Source organism: Chloroflexota bacterium (assembly GCA_038040195.1).
In the GTDB taxonomy this organism is placed as follows: domain Bacteria; phylum Chloroflexota; class Limnocylindria; order QHBO01; family QHBO01; genus DASTEQ01.
In genome coordinates, this window is the sequence record JBBPIR010000003.1 from 69,372 (window position 1) to 84,212 (window position 14,841).

Here is a 14,841-nt window from a genome sequence, read left to right on the forward strand (position 1 = left end):
AGGGTGCACATGAGCCGAGGTCGTCCCCGACACCAAGGAAGTCGGCGCCGCGCCTACAGCGTGCGGCAGCGGGAGGTCCGCGAGCGTCGCGTGCGACTGGCGCACGACGGGGAGTGGATGATCGATGGGCTCAGCGTCACCGACGCCGAGCCTCCGGCTGAGACCGAGGAGCCAACCTGGACCATCCGGCTTCACGGCGCCGCATCGGCCGCCTGAGTCGCATTCCGCAGCATGGCAGTCATCGGCGCCCGCCCGGCCAGCGTCCTCGGCGACCTCCGCTGGGGCATCCGTCGAGCGCCACGGCCTCGGCCCGGACCCACCACCGGTGGCTATCGGCTGCGCAGGACCGCCCTGCGCCGGCGTCGGGCGGCGGGGCTGTCGCTGGCATCGGTCGTCATCGGCGTGGCTGTTCTGCTGTCGTCGTTGTACTTGACCCAGTCGAGCCGGATCGCCAGCACCGGTTACGAGATCACCACCCTGGAGGCACGACTCGATATCCTCCAGGCCGAGCGCCAGGAACTGCTGCTCCAGATCGGACGGGCGCAGTCGCCGGCCACCATCGAGGCCCGGGCCATCGAGCTTGGTCTGACCACGTTGTCCGGGGCATCGGTCCACTTCGCCAGCCCATTGTCTGATCGCCACCCGTAACCGTCGCACGCCTCGGCGCGCGACCCGGAGACGCCATGCTCGCCAGAACCGACAGTCGAATCCGGGCCGTGGTCATGCTCGTCGTGGCGTCCATCGTGGCTGGCGTGATCGGGTACCGCCTGGTCTGGTGGCAGGTCATCGACCGCGAGCGGCTGGCCGACATGGGCCTGGCCCAGCTGGCGCACGCCCAACAGATCCCGGCCGCTCGCGGGCTGATCCTCGACCGCGCGGGCCTGATCCTGGCGACCTCGATTGCTGCCGAGTCGGTCTTTGCCACGCCACCCACGGTCGAGGATCCCGCGCTGTCGGCGCTCTTGTTGGCCGGCATCCTGGATGCGGACGCTGAGGAGCTCGAGGCGACGCTGAGCAGCGACGAGGCCTGGACCTGGCTGCGCCGACGGGTTGACGTCGAGACCGCGACCCGCGTCCGCGCACTGCACCTGCCCGGCATCGGCCTGGTCGCGGAGTCGCGCCGCGTCTACACCATGGGCGGCGCCGCGGACGGAACCAGCCTCGCGGCCCAGGTCCTGGGCTTCGTGAACGTGGATGGCATCGGCCAATACGGCGTCGAGGCGGCCGAGGATGCTCGGCTGGCCGGCTCGCCGGGATCCGTGGTGGCCCAGGAGGACGTGGCCGGTCGGTTGATCGCCGGTTCGGTCCACGAGCTCGAGGCGCCCGTCAACGGCGCCGACCTGACGCTCACCCTGGACGTCGGCCTGCAGCACATCCTGGAGGAGCAGATGCTCGACACCTTCATCAGGAACCGTGCCCGGGGCGTGACCGGCCTGGTGATGGACGTCAACACGGGAGCCATCCTCGGCCTGGCCTCATACCCGACCTTCGACGCCAACCAGTACTCGGTCACCGACCCGGTCCTGTTCGGGAATCCCGCGGTCAGCCGCCAGTACGAGCCGGGATCGGTACTCAAGGCCGTCACGGTGGCGGCCGCGCTGGACGCGGGCGCCATCACACCCGCCGACCTGTTCCTCGATGACAACGACCTGCACATCTACGACGCCGTCATCCACAACGCCGACCGGACGTGGTATCCGGGGGGACATGGCCTGCTCACGCCGGCCCAGGTCCTGGCCCTTTCCAACAACGTCGGCGCGGCCACCATCGGCCTGACCCTGGGAGGGCAAGGTCTGTACGACGCCCTGCGACGCTTCGGCTTCGGTACACCGACCGGCGTCGAGATGTCCGGGGAGGCGGCAGGGGTCGTCCTCCACCCCGATGACGAGGGCGCGTCGAAGGAGCTGACCACGGCCCAGAACGCCTTCGGCCAGGGGATCACGGTCACGGTCGTCCAGCTGGCCGCGGCCTACGCCGCCCTGGCCAACGGCGGGCGGCTGGTGACGCCGCATATCGTGGCGGGCTGGACGGACGGGGACGGGACCTTCCGGCCGCGCGAGATTCCCACCCCAACCCAGGTCATCACGCCCGAGACATCGGACACGATCCTCGAGATGTTGACCGGCGCCATCGACGACGGCATCGCCAACGGCGCAGCGGTGGCCGGCTACTCGATCGCCGGCAAGACCGGGACGGCGGAGATCGCGGGCCCGGTCAACGTCCGTGTCCACACCGGCTGGGATGCCAATGGGCAGCCGATCTACGTCGACACCACCCGGCAGGCGTACATCGAAGGCTGGATCGACTCCAGCTTCGTGGGAATCGCTCCCGCCTCCAGCCCGCGGTTCGTCACGATCATCCTCATTCACCGGCCGGTGGTGGGCGGCGGTGGCATCGGGGAGCGGCCGGAGGACGCCTTCGCGCAGCTGGCGCCGCTGGTCTTCGACTACTACGGCATCCCGCCCGACCGACCCCTCCCCGGGGTTGCCACCCAATGAGGCTGGTAGACTCCCGGCCGAAAGCCGCAGGAAACCGCGTGCCCGCGCCGATTCGAATCGACGACCTCCTGGCCGCCACCGGTGGCCGACTCCTGACTCCCACCCCTGTCCGGTCCTTCCGGCTCGCCGTCGTCGACTCTCGTCGCGTCGTCCCGGGGTGCCTGTTCGTGGCCATGCGCGGGGAGCGCGACGACGGCCACCGGTACGTCGCCAACGCCATCGCCGCGGGCGCCGTGGCGGCGCTCGTCGAGCGTGAGGTCACGCTTCCCTCCACGGCACGGGCGGCCCTGGTCCGGGTCCCGGACAGCCTGATCGCCCTCCAGGAGCTCGCGGCGTGGTGGCGGGACCGATTCGCGGTGCGCGTGGTGGGGATCACCGGGTCGACGGGCAAGACGCTGGCCAAGGAGGTCACCGCGGACGTCCTGGCCCGCGCCCTGAGCGTCCTGCGCAACGAGGGCAACCTGAACTCCGAGACCGGTCTGCCCATGACCCTCCTGGGCCTTGAGCCGGGCCACCAGGTCGCGGTCCTGGAGATGGGAATGTACACGGTGGGGGAGATCAGCCGGCTGGTGGAGATCAGCCGGCCCGAGGTCGGGGTCGTGCTGGCGGTGCACCCCACGCACCTGGAGCGGGCGGGAAGCCTGGAGCGCATCGCCCAGGCCAAGGCGGAACTGCCCCGCGGCCTGCCGGCGGACGGGCTCGCGGTCCTGAACGCGGATGACCCGCGCGTGGCCTCCATGGCCGCCCAGACGCGCGCGCCCGTCCGCACCTTCGGCCTGGGCCCATCGGCCGACGTGCGCGCGATCGACGTCGCATCCGACGGGCTGCGTGGCATGACATTCACCCTGCATGCCCCATGGGGACAGCTCCGGGTCCGCAGTGCGTCGCCCGGACGGCACCTCATTCCGCTCGCCTTGGCGGCGGCCGCGGTCGCGGAGCACTTCGGCGTGCCGCTGGTCGACGTGGCGGCGGCGCTGGAGGCCGGCAGCTCGGCCCCGCACCGGATGGCCATCAAGGAGATGCCGAACGGGTCGACCCTGGTCGACGACACCTACAACGCCTCGCCGGAATCGGTGTCGGCCGCCCTCGAGTTCGTGGCTCAGACCCCTGTCGGGCGCGGGCGCCGGCTGGCGGTCCTGGGCGACATGCTCGAGCTGGGGCCTGATGAGCGGACTCTGCACGAGCGGATCGGCGCCCAGGCCGCCGCGATCCTCGACGGCCTGGTCGGGGTCGGGGAACGCGGTCGCTGGATCGCGGAGGCGGCACAGGCGGCGGGACTCCAGCGGGTGGCGACGGCGTCCGACGCGGAGCAGGCCCTGGCGGTCGTCGAGCAGACACTCAACCCCGGCGCGCATGACCTGCTCCTGGTCAAGGCGTCGCGCGGGATCGCCCTCGACCGCCTGGTGGCCGCTCTGCTGGGCCAACCACCGGACCCGGAGAGCTAGCCGTGCTGCCTCTCCTGCTGGCGGTCGTGCTCGCGTTCGGTGGGGTCGTCCTGCTGGGCCCCATCTACATCCGGCTCCTCCAGCGGCTGGGCTTCGGAAAGCAGATCCGGATCGAGGGGCCCCAGGCCCATGCGGTCAAGGCCGGCACGCCGACCATGGGCGGGATGCTGATCGTGGTGGTCGTCATGTTCCTGGCCATGGCCATGCGGCTCGAGGACGAAAGCACCCTGACCCCCATGCTGACCCTGGTCGGGGTGGGCATCCTGGGTGCCATCGATGACTTCGTGAACACGCGGACCGGGTTCGGCATGCGCGGCCGGTACAAGCTCGTATGGCAGACCGTGGTCGCGATCCTCGCCGCGGTCTACATACAGCGCCACTACGACCTGACCGCCATCAACGTCCCGCTGGTCGGCCAGTTCGAGATCCCGATCCTGCTCCTCGTCCTGTTCATCGCGTTCGCGATCGTCGCCGCCTCCAATGCGGTCAACCTGACCGACGGGCTGGACGGGCTGGCGTCGGGGGTCCTGGTCTTCAGCTTCGTCGCCTATCTGCTGATCGCCCTGGTCGGGGTTCCCGGCCTGAAGCTCAGCCAACCCGAGCTGGCGGTCTTCTGCGCCCTGCTGATCGGGGCCCTGATGGGTTTCCTGTGGTTCAACGTCCACCCCGCCCAGATCTTCATGGGCGACGCCGGGGCGCTTGCGCTGGGTGCGACCCTGGCCGTGGTGGCGGTGGTCACCGGCCAGCTCCTGCTGCTCGTCATCATCGGCCTCGTGTTCGTGGCCGAGACGGTATCGGTCATTCTCCAGATCGGGTCGTACCAGCTTCGCGGCAAGCGGATCTTTCGGATGGCCCCCTTGCACCACCACTTCGAGCTCCTCGGCTGGGCCGAGGAAAAGATCACGCTCCGCTTCTGGATCGTGTCGGCCCTGGCCGGGCTGCTCGGCTTCAGCCTCTTCCTGGCCACCACCGGGCTGTCGTGATGCCGATGCCGATGCCTCCCCTCAGCTCCACCCTCCCCAGCCGCCGATCCGACCTGGCCGGGCGCCGGGTCCTGGTGCTCGGTCTGGCACGGTCGGGGGTGGCGGCTGCCCGCTTCCTGTCCGATGCCGGAGCCCAGGTGACGGCCTACGACCGTCAACCGGCCGAGGCCCTGGCCCAGTCCGTCGCCGCGCTCGGGGATCGACCCGTGACGCTGGCCCTGGGAGCGGCTCCGGCCGCCGTCCGTGAGCTGCTGACCGATGCCGATCTGGTGGTGACCAGCCCCTCGATCTCGGCCCGCTTCCCGACCACCGACCCGTGGCTGCGCGAGGCGCTGACCGATGCCGAGGCCGGCGGCACGCCACTCGTGAGCGAGGTCGACCTCTTCCTGCGCCTGACCCGGGCCCGGATCCTGGCCGTGACCGGGACGAAGGGGAAGACCACCACCGCGTCGCTGGCTGCCGACATCCTGCGCGCGGCCAAGGTGCCCCACGTCCTGGGCGGGAACATCGGGACCCCTCTGATCGAGGAGGCGCACGTCCTCGGACCCGAGACCTGGGCCGTCCTCGAGCTGTCCGAGCTCCAACTGCCGACCGTCAGCCGCGGGGCGGACATCGCGGTCTACACCAACATCCTGGCCGACCACCTGGATCGCCATGCCAGCGTGGAGGCGTACCGGGCGGTCAAGGGCCGCCTGGCCGAGCTGTCGGCACTGGGGGGCGAGCTCGTCCTCAACCGGGAGGATCCGGGGTGCGTGGAGCTCGGCGCGCGGCTGCCGGGTGCCCGCGTGCACTGGTACGGCCTCGAGCCACGCCCCGGCGCGGACGCCTGGGTCGAGGATGGCTGGGTCGTGGTCGGCGGCCAGCGGGTGCTGCAGACCGTCGACGTGCCGCTCCGCGGCGAGCACATGCGCCGCAACGTCCTGGCCGCCGCGGTGGGCGCCCGGCTGGCAGGCGCCGACACGACAGCCGTGGCCACCGGGGTCCGCGCGTTCGGGGGCGTTCCGCACCGGCTCGAAGACCTCGGGGTCCGGGCCGGCGTCGCGTACGTCAATGACTCGCAAGCCACCATCCCGGTGGCCGCCATCGCCGGCATCATGGCCTTCGACGAGGGCCGGGTGGTGGTCATCGCGGGCGGCCAGGGCAAGGGCCTGGACTACGCCGCGCTCGCGGAGGCCATCGTGGACCGCTGCCGGGCGGCGGTCCTGATCGGGGACACGGCGCCCGAACTGGAGCGCCTGATCGGCGGGCGGGTGCCGGTCCGCCGAGCCTCGTCGATGGCCGACGCGGTGGCAGCCGCGAGCGCTGAGGCGCGGCCCGGCGACGCGGTCCTGCTCGCCCCGGCGGCCGCCAGCTTCGACATGTTCGCCGACTACGCCGCGCGCGGGGACGCGTTCCGGGCGGCCGTGGCCGGCCTGCCGGATCCGGCAGGCGACCGATGACCGCGGCCGTCGGCGTCGCGGCCGCGAACCGGCGTGCGGTCCGCACCCGCGGCGTGCAACGTGTGCGACGCCGGGTCGCCATGCCCCTGCTGGTCGCCGTGCTGGCGCTGGTCGCAATCGGGGTCGTCATGGTCTACTCGGCCTCGAGCGTCCGGGCCCTGCTGAGCAGCAACGACCCGGCGCGCTATGGGATCGCGCAGGCCGTGTTCGCCGCCATCGGCTTGAGCGCGATGGTCCTCCTGAGCCGGATCGACTTTCGGGTCTATCGGTACTTCGCGATACCGGCCTACGTGGGGGCGCTGGTCCTCCTGGCGCTGGTCCTGGTGCCGAGCATCGGGTTCGAGGTCGGCGGATCGCGACGCTGGCTCCAGCTTCCGGTGATCGGGAACTTCCAGCCCGCCGAGGTCGCCAAGCTCGCGATCATCCTGTACCTGGCCCATTGGCTCGACCGCCGGGGGCGCGCGGCGCGTGGCCTGCGGGGAGGCTTGATTCCATTCGCGCTCCTCGTCGCCCCCGGGTTCCTCCTCATCGCCTTCGAGCCCGACCTCGGCACGGCCGGCATCTATGCCGTGGCCGCGATGTCGGTGTTCTTCATGTCGGGCGCCAACCTGGTCGGCTTCGTCGCCATGGCCGGCGCCGTGGCGGCCGCGGCCGTGGTCTTCGTGAGCCGGACGCCGTACCAGCTGGCGCGGGTCACGAGCTTCCTCGATCCGGAGCGCGACCCGCTGGGGGCCGGCTACAACGCCATGCAGGCGCTGATGGCGCTCGCCATGGGCGGGCTGGCTGGGGTGGGGCTTGGCGCCTCGCGCCAGAAGTACCTGTACCTGCCCGCGCCCTCGACCGACTTCATCTACGCCATCATCGGCGAGGAATGGGGACTCATCGGGACGCTCATCGTCCTGGTCCTGTTCCTCGTCATTGCCTGGCAGGGCTACCGCATCGCGGTCCATGCCCCCGATACGTTCTCCGGCCTTCTGGCGGCCGGGATCACGACCTGGCTCGTGGTCCAGGCTGTCATCAACATGATGGTGGTGACCGCCCTGTGGCCGGTCACCGGCGTCCCACTGCCGTTCATCAGCTACGGCGGAACGGCACTCATCATCAACCTCGTGGCGGTCGGCATCCTCCTGTCGATCAGCCGCGAGGCGCAGACAGGATCGGTGTTCGATGCGCTTCGTGATCTCAGGCGGCGGGACCGGCGGGCACATCTACCCCGCGTTGGCCGTCGCGCAAGCCCTGCGCGAGCTGCATCCCGAGGTTGAGCTCGCGTACGTGGGTGGCGTCCGCGGCTTCGAGCGCCGGCTGGTGGGCGAGGCCGGCGAAATGCCGTATCACCAGCTGGCCGTCCGTTCCCTGCGCTCCGCCGGGCGCGACGCTCACCTGGTCCTGGACCCGATGCGCCTTGTGGCGGCGGCCCCGCAAGCGTGGCGGCTCCTGCGCCGCCTTCGACCGGCGGCGGTCTTCACCACCGGCGGGTACCTCGCCATTCCGCTCCTGGCCGCGGCGCGGGTCCGCGGCATCCCGAGCATCGTGTGGGAGGGCAATGTGATACCCGGTCGGGCGACGCGCGCCGTCGGACGGCTAGCCACCAGGGTCGCCGTCGCCTTCCCGCCGACCGGGGAGGCGTTCGGGAAGCGCGCGTTCGAGTCCGGCACCCCGATTCGCTCCCTGGCCGGGATCGACCGCGCCGCGGCTCGCGCCGAGATGGGGGTCGGCCCCGAGGACCGACTGCTGCTGGTCTTCGGCGGTTCGCAGGCCGTGGCCCGCATCACGGCCGCCCTGGACGAGGCCCTGCCCGCGCTCGTCGCCGACTGGGTGGTGCTGCACCTGGCGGGCGAGGCGGGGATGGCCGCCGCCCTGGCCAGCCGCGACCAGCTGCCGGAGTCCCATCGCGACCGGTACCGCCCCGAGCCGTACCTGACCGATCGCATGGCCGCTGCGCTGGTGGCAGCCGACCTGGTGCTCGGGCGGGCCGGATCCTCGACCTGTGCCGAGGTCGCCGCCGCTGGAGTCGCCTCCATCCTGGTCCCGTATCCCCACGCCCGCGGGCACCAGGCGGCGAACGCGGCCTGGCTGGCCCAGCACGGGGCAGCCGTGGTCGTGCCCGACGAGGCATTGACCGGTGAGCGGCTGCGGGCCGAGGCGGCCGCGCTGCGGGATGACGCCCGTCGGACGCCCATCGCGGCCGCGGCGCGGCAGCTGGGCCGTCCCCGGGCCGGCCACGAGATCGCGGCCGCCCTCCTCGAGCTGGCCGAGGGCTCGCGCGCGTGACCGCCTCAACTTCCGCCGGGCGCAGGCGCGAGCTGGATGCCAGCCTGGATCGCCTCGATCGAATCGCGGATGAGCGGGCGATCCGGCTCCATCCTGACGTGCCCCTGGCTCCGATCACCACCCTGCGGGTCGGGGGTCCCGCCGACCGGCTGGCCGAGCCCCGCACGGGCGACGAGCTGCTGGCGGTCCTGGACGCGGCTCGCGAGGCCGAGGTGGCGTGGTTGGTCGTGGGCAACGGCAGCAACCTGGTCGTCGCCGACCGGGGCGTTCGAGGGCTCGTCATCCGGAACCGGGCCCGCGCGGTCCGCGTGAATGGCAGCGTCCTGTCCGCGGATGCCGGTGCGCCGATGGCGCTGCTCGTGAAGCGCGCGACCGCCGCGGGATTGACCGGAGTGGAGTGGGGGATTGCGGTTCCCGGCACCCTGGGGGGCGCCGTCTGGGCCAACGCGGGCGCCCACGGTGGCGAGATGCAGCAGCGCGTGGCGCAGGTCGACGCCTGGGACTCCGAATCCGGCCGTCTCCAACGCCTGACCAACGCGGCCTGCCGCTTCGACTACCGCGAGTCGCGCTTCAAGCACGAACGCCTGGTCGTGGTGGAAGCCAGTCTCGAGCTCGCCCCAGACGCGCCGCAGGCGGTGGCGGCGCGGGTCGCCGAGCACCAGGCCCAGCGGGCCGCCACCCAGCCGCTGGCCGAGCAGAACGCGGGGAGCGTCTTCCGGAACCCGCCCGGGGACTTCGCCGGACGCCTGATCGAGGCCGCGGGGCTGAAGGGGGCACGGGAAGGCAGCGCATCGGTCAGCGAGCGGCACGCGAACTTCATCGTCACCCAGCGCACCGGACGCGCCGCCGACGTGCGACGCCTGGCCGACCGGGTCCGATCCACCGTGCTCGAGGCGAGCGGCGTGTCGCTGACGTACGAGATCGAGTTCGTCGGCGATTGGGAGCTGGACCGATGACCCGCCGGCTCAGGGTCGGGATCTTTGCCGGTGGCCGCTCAGCCGAGCACGAGGTGAGCATTGCGTCGGCCGAGTCGGTCCTGCGCGAGATCGACCGGGATCGGTATGAGCCATACCTCATCTACATCGATGCCGCTGGTGGTTGGCATCTGCCCGCCGGCCCCGCGCCAGAGCTGGGACCGGGCGAGAGCCTGGCCTTGCGCCTGGGTGCCGAGACGATCCCCGAGCACAGCGCGCGACTCGAATCGGGGGACGCGAGCCTGCCCGTGGTGGCCGACGCCCCGTCCGCGGTTCCTGCGCGCGCCGCGGTCCGGAACCTGGCCGAGGCCATCGACGTGGCCTTCCTGGCGGTCCATGGCCCGTTCGGCGAGGACGGGACGCTCCAGGGCTTCCTCGAGCTGGCCGGAATTCCGTATACCGGCGCCGGCGTGCTGGCCAGCGCGGTGGCCATGGACAAGGTCGTTTTCAAGGACCTCATGCGCGGCCACCAGCTTCCCGTGCTGGACTACACGTGGTTCTCGCTCTCCGCATGGCGCCGCGCGCCGCAGCAGGTCGTGGATGAGATCGTGGCCCGGATCGGCTCCCGCGCGGTGGTCAAGCCCGCTCGCCTGGGCAGCAGCGTGGGCATGAGCCTGGCGCATGACCCCGACGAGCTGCCGGCCGCCCTCGAGGAGGCATTCGGCTGGGATTCGAAGGTCATCGTCGAGGCCTACCTGCCCGGGGCCCGTGAGTTCGAGTGCGGCGTGCTGGGCAACGAGGACCCGATCGTCTTCGAGCCCGGCGAGGTCATCAGCCACCATGAGCTGTACGACTACGAGGCAAAGTACATCCCCGGCCTGGCCGATGTCGTCCCTCGCGCCGATGTCGCGCCGGAGCTGGCGGAACGGCTGCGCGGGCTGGCGCTTGCCGCCTACCGCGCGGTCGACGCGCGCGGCATGGCGCGCGTCGACTTCCTGGCCGTACCCGACGCGGTCTTCCTGTCCGAGATGAACACCATCCCCGGCTTCACGACCACCAGCATGTTCCCCAAGCAGGCTGAGCTGGCGGGGATCAGCTTCGCCGACCTCGTGGCGCGGCTCCTCGATCTGGCCCAGGAGGGCTCGGGCGAATGAGGTGGCAGCGTCTGTTCGAGCCCACCCGTCCGGTCGCCCGGCGCCGCCGTGGGCCGACCAGCCAGGCGGCGACCAGCGCGACCCCCAGCCGCACGAAGAGCCGGACGACGGGGCACAAGAACCCTGGGCGCGGGCGGCCGGATCGCGGAGCCCGGCCCCCGAAGTCCGTCCCGGCTCCGCGGCGGCGGCGACGCCGCATCAACTGGGCCCGGATCACCGCGCTGGCGCTGTCCCTGACCATGGTCGCGACCCTGGCGTGGCTGGCCGGCGGTCCGTTGCTCCGCGTTCGGTTGGTCAGCTACCACGGCGCCGGGTGGACATCGGACAGCGACCTGGACGCGCTGATGGCCCCCGTCATCGGTCGCAGCGCCCTGATGGTCGACGCGGCCGGCCTGGCCCTCGATCTGAGCGCGCTCCCCGGGGTCGAAGGGGCGAGCGTCGAAGTCGGCGTGCTCGGGTCGGCCCAGGTGACATTGGTCGAGGGCGGCGCCGTGGCGCTGTGGCGGACGAGCGCGGCGCAGCTCCTGCTGGCCGAGGACGGCACCGTGGTCGGCGTCCAGTCCCGGGAGGCGGTCCCCCGGGGCAGCCTCGTCGGCCTGCCCGTCATCGACGACCTGCGGGACGCCTCGCATGACCTCACGGTCGGTGACGAGCTGCCTTCCGGCGAGCTGGACGCGGCGCTGGCCCTGGCGGCGCTGACCGGTAGCCGCCTTGGTTCTCAGACCGCAGTCCTGACCCTGGCACTGGATCCGACCTACGGGTTTGTCCTGTCGTCGCCTCAGGCCGGCTGGCGGGCAGCGTTCGGCTACTACGGGCTCGATCCGCTCGAGACGCCTGACCGCATGGCCGCCCGGATCGCGTCCCAGGCCAGCGCCGTCCGGACCCTGTTCGCGGCGCACCCCGAGGCCGGCGTGGCGTGGGTCGATGCCCGCAACCCGGGAAAGGTATATTTCCGTGCCCGGGGCTGAGACTGCCGGCCGGACGGCGGCGGCACCCGCCCCGTCCAAGCATGGGGTCCTTGAACATCCGGATGTGGCTCCCCCTTATCGGGCTCGGGCTCGGCATTCTGCTCGGACTCACCCTCAACGTGAGCGTCAGCCCGGAACTGGCCCGCTACAGCGCAGTCGCCATCCTGGCCGGGCTGGACTCGATCCTGGGCGCGGTGCGCGCGGAGCTGGATGGCCAGTACGACAACCGGATCTTCCTGAGCGGGTTCGTGGCCAACACGGCCGTCGCGGTAGTGCTGACCTTCGTCGGTGATCGGCTCGGGATCGACCTGTACCTCGTGGCCCTGATCGCCTTCGGCCTCCGCATCTTCCAGAACGTGGCGCTCATTCGGCGCCACTTCCTGTAAGGTCGGCCGGCGTCCGAGCGGAGATTTCGTGGACAGAGAGACCGTCCTGGTCGGCATCGACCCTGGCAGCACCAAGGTGACCACCCTCATCGGCGAGGTCACCCCGGCCGGCGACGTGAACGTCGTCGGCTATGGGATCGCCCCCTCGATTGGCATCAAGAAGGGGATGGTCGCCAACATCGAGCAGACGGTGCAGTCCATTGCCACGTCGATCGAGAAGGCCGAGCGGCTGTCGGGCTACAAGATCGGTTCGGCCTTCGTGGCGGTCGGGGGTGGCCATATCTCGTCCCAGAACAGCCGGGGCGTGGTAGCGGTCAGCGGACATCGGCGCGAGGTCAGCAAGGAGGACGTCGCCCGGGCCACCGAGGCCGCCCGCGCGGTTCAGGTGCCGTCCAACCGGGAGATCCTGCATGTGATCCCGCGCGGCTACATCGTGGACGGACAGGAGGGCATCAAGGACCCGCTTGGGATGAGCGCGGTCCGGCTGGAGGTCGAGACCCACATCGTGGCCGGGGCCAGCACCTCGTTGCAGAACCTCACCAAGTGCGTCAGCTCGGCCGGGGTCCAGATTGACGAGCTGGTGATCGCCTCATTGGCCGCCGCCGAGGCGACGCTGAGCGACACCGAGAAGGAGCTGGGGGTCATCATCGCCGACGTCGGCGGCGGGACGACCGACATGGCCGTTTTCGTGGACGGGGCCGTCCACCATTCGGCGGTGATCCCGGTGGGCGGGATCCATGTCACCAACGACGTGGCGATCGGGCTGCGAACCAGTCTCAACCTGGCCGAGGACGTGAAGATCCGGCATGGCACCTCGAACGTGGCCGAGGTTCAGCCCGAGGAGCTGATCAACGTTGCGGTGATGGGCGACGGCGGGGGACAGACCCTCCAGCGTCGCAAGCTGAGCGAGATCATCGAGGCCCGCATGCGGGAGCTGTACGAGCTCATCCGGGAGGAGGTCGCACGGTCGGGACATGGCACCCCGCTTCCGGCGGGCCTGGTCCTGACTGGCGGCGGCGCGCGGCTGGCCGGCGTGGCCGAGCTGGCGCGCGACGTGCTCGAGATGCCGGTCCGGGTCGCCACCCCGCAGGGCGTGGGCGGCCTGATGGATCAGCTCGCGAACCCGGCCTTTTCGACCTCGCTGGGACTCCTGCTGTGGGGCGCCCGCAACGTGGGTGCCGAGCCGATCGGCTACACCACTCGCACGCCGATGAGCGCCGGTTTGAGCCGCGCCGGGACCTGGATCCGGAACCTGTTCCCCGGCTGAGCCCTTCCGTGTTGCGGCATGGCGATGTGGAGGGCGGAGGGCGTCATCCACCGCCCAACGCGAGGTTGTGGACAACTCGCCGCGAGGTTGTGGACAGATCGACTCTCCCTCGCATGGGACGGTCGGTAGAATCGGCCCAGGCCCGTTAACTCTGGGTTCGGACCCTTCCCGTGCCCGGCCATACCGCCTGCACCCAGGAGGATTCGCATGCCGCTCAGGTCCGACGCAGAGAACTTCGCCCTGATCAAGGTCATCGGCATCGGTGGCGGAGGAAGCAACGCCGTCAACCGCATGATCCGCGCCGAGATGATGGGCGTCGAGTTCATCGCCGTGAACACGGATGCCCAGGCGCTGCTCCAGAGCGACGCGCCGCACAAGATCCGCATCGGCGACAAGATCACCCGCGGCCTGGGGGCCGGCGCCGACCCGGCCATCGGCCAGCGCGCGGCGGAAGAGGACTCGGAGAAGATCTACGAGGCGCTCAAGGACGCCGACATGATCTTCATCACCGCCGGCATGGGCGGGGGCACGGGATCGGGCGCCGCGCCGGTGGTGGCCGAGATCGCCAAGGACCTCGGCGCCCTCACCGTGGCGGTCGTGACCAAGCCGTTCAGCTTCGAGGGCGTGCGCCGCAAGCTGGTGGCCGAGCAGTTCACAGAGGCCCTCAAGGACAAGGTCGACACCCTGATCACGATCCCCAACGACCGGCTGCGCGAGGTCGTGGACAAGAAGACCTCGATCCTCGACGCGTTCCGGGTGGTGGACGACGTCCTGCGCCAGGGCGTGCAGGGCATCAGCGACCTGATCATGGTGCCGGGCCTCATCAACCTGGACTTCGCGGACGTGAAGACGATCATGCGCGAGGCCGGGAGCAGCATGATGGGAATCGGCGTCGGAAGCGGCGAGAACCGCGCCGTGGAGGCGGCTCGGGCGGCGGTCATGAGCCCGCTGCTGGAGATCAACATCCAGGGCGCCCGCGGCATCCTGTTCAACGTCACCGGCGGCAGCGACCTCGGCCTGTTCGAGGTCAACGAGGCGGCCGAGGTGATCAAGGAGGCCGCCGATCCGGAGGCCAACATCATCTTCGGCACGGTCATCGACGACCGGATGCGGGACGAGGTCAAGGTGACGGTCATCGCCACCGGCTTCGATGGGACCCGCAAGCCGAAGCCCGGCCCGCGAGCCGCGGTCAGTGAGGCGGCCGTCGGTCTTGAATCGTCACTCGACGCGAAGAGCCGCGAGCTGCTGGCCGAGATCGAGCGCGAACGGGCCGAGCGATCGCCATTCGCCGTGACGCCGGCGTCCGATCCGCTGCCCGTCGAGCCCGAGCCGGCGGAGGTCAGCCGGTTGCGTGACCGTGAGCCGGTCCCGTCGCGTCCGACCTCACTCGAACGACCCGCGTACGGCGACACCGACCTCGACATCCCGAGCTTCCTGCGCCAGCCGAACCGCGAACGCGAGTAAGGCGGCTCGGCATGGACCGATGAGCCCCGGCTGCGGCCGGGGCTCGTTGCGT

General features: G+C 71.1%; 14 protein-coding genes. All 14 read left to right on the forward strand.

All coding sequences use genetic code 11. The features are described 5' to 3' along the window. Positions 1-9 precede the first annotated feature (9 nt). The 14 genes from AABM41_05785 to ftsZ all read left to right on the forward strand — a co-directional run bounded on the left by AABM41_05785 (position 10) and on the right by ftsZ (position 14,789). A complete protein-coding gene (locus tag AABM41_05785) occupies positions 10-216 on the forward strand; it encodes a hypothetical protein (protein MEK6191818.1) in 207 nt (68 codons plus the stop codon). A gap of 15 nt (positions 217-231) precedes the next feature. Further along, a complete protein-coding gene (locus AABM41_05790; GenBank protein ID MEK6191819.1) occupies positions 232-648 on the forward strand; it encodes a hypothetical protein in 417 nt (138 codons plus the stop codon). A 35-nt stretch (positions 649-683) separates the two neighbouring features. Beyond that, positions 684-2,498: a penicillin-binding protein 2 gene (locus AABM41_05795; GenBank protein MEK6191820.1), complete on the forward strand. Its 1,815-nt coding sequence runs from the start codon at positions 684-686 to the stop codon at positions 2,496-2,498. A 38-nt stretch (positions 2,499-2,536) separates the two neighbouring features. Further along, positions 2,537-3,943, forward strand: coding sequence for a UDP-N-acetylmuramoyl-tripeptide--D-alanyl-D-alanine ligase (murF, locus tag AABM41_05800; protein ID MEK6191821.1), 1,407 nt, complete (start codon positions 2,537-2,539; stop codon positions 3,941-3,943). Between the two features lie 2 nt (positions 3,944-3,945). Next, complete coding sequence (mraY, locus tag AABM41_05805; GenBank protein MEK6191822.1) at positions 3,946-4,926, forward strand: phospho-N-acetylmuramoyl-pentapeptide-transferase; 981 nt, start codon at positions 3,946-3,948, stop codon at positions 4,924-4,926. 11 nt (positions 4,927-4,937) lie between these two features. Continuing rightward, entirely contained in the window at positions 4,938-6,365 is a 1,428-nt protein-coding gene (gene murD / locus AABM41_05810; protein ID MEK6191823.1) for a UDP-N-acetylmuramoyl-L-alanine--D-glutamate ligase, read from the forward strand. After that, the gene (gene ftsW / locus AABM41_05815) at positions 6,362-7,627 is read left to right on the forward strand and encodes a putative lipid II flippase FtsW (protein ID MEK6191824.1); all 1,266 of its coding nucleotides are present in this window, start codon (positions 6,362-6,364) and stop codon (positions 7,625-7,627) included. The genes murD and ftsW overlap by 4 nt, the downstream gene beginning before the upstream one ends. Continuing rightward, positions 7,533-8,636 carry a UDP-N-acetylglucosamine--N-acetylmuramyl-(pentapeptide) pyrophosphoryl-undecaprenol N-acetylglucosamine transferase gene (locus AABM41_05820; protein ID MEK6191825.1) on the forward strand — a complete coding sequence of 368 codons (1,104 nt, stop codon included), beginning with the start codon at positions 7,533-7,535 and terminating at the stop codon, positions 8,634-8,636. The genes ftsW and AABM41_05820 overlap by 95 nt, the downstream gene beginning before the upstream one ends. After that, positions 8,633-9,592, forward strand: a complete 960-nt coding sequence (gene murB / locus AABM41_05825; GenBank protein MEK6191826.1) for a UDP-N-acetylmuramate dehydrogenase — start codon at positions 8,633-8,635, stop codon at positions 9,590-9,592. The genes AABM41_05820 and murB overlap by 4 nt, the downstream gene beginning before the upstream one ends. Next, positions 9,589-10,704 carry a D-alanine--D-alanine ligase family protein gene (locus tag AABM41_05830; GenBank protein ID MEK6191827.1) on the forward strand — a complete coding sequence of 372 codons (1,116 nt, stop codon included), beginning with the start codon at positions 9,589-9,591 and terminating at the stop codon, positions 10,702-10,704. Before murB ends, AABM41_05830 begins: the two co-directional genes overlap by 4 nt. Next, positions 10,701-11,672 carry a hypothetical protein gene (locus tag AABM41_05835; GenBank protein ID MEK6191828.1) on the forward strand — a complete coding sequence of 324 codons (972 nt, stop codon included), beginning with the start codon at positions 10,701-10,703 and terminating at the stop codon, positions 11,670-11,672. Before AABM41_05830 ends, AABM41_05835 begins: the two co-directional genes overlap by 4 nt. Positions 11,673-11,722: 50 nt before the next feature. Continuing rightward, positions 11,723-12,058, forward strand: a complete 336-nt coding sequence (locus AABM41_05840) for a small basic family protein (protein ID MEK6191829.1) — start codon at positions 11,723-11,725, stop codon at positions 12,056-12,058. Positions 12,059-12,086: 28 nt separating this feature from the next. Beyond that, entirely contained in the window at positions 12,087-13,325 is a 1,239-nt protein-coding gene (gene ftsA, locus AABM41_05845) for a cell division protein FtsA (GenBank protein ID MEK6191830.1), read from the forward strand. A gap of 207 nt (positions 13,326-13,532) precedes the next feature. After that, entirely contained in the window at positions 13,533-14,789 is a 1,257-nt protein-coding gene (ftsZ, locus tag AABM41_05850) for a cell division protein FtsZ (protein MEK6191831.1), read from the forward strand. Positions 14,790-14,841 lie beyond the last annotated feature (52 nt).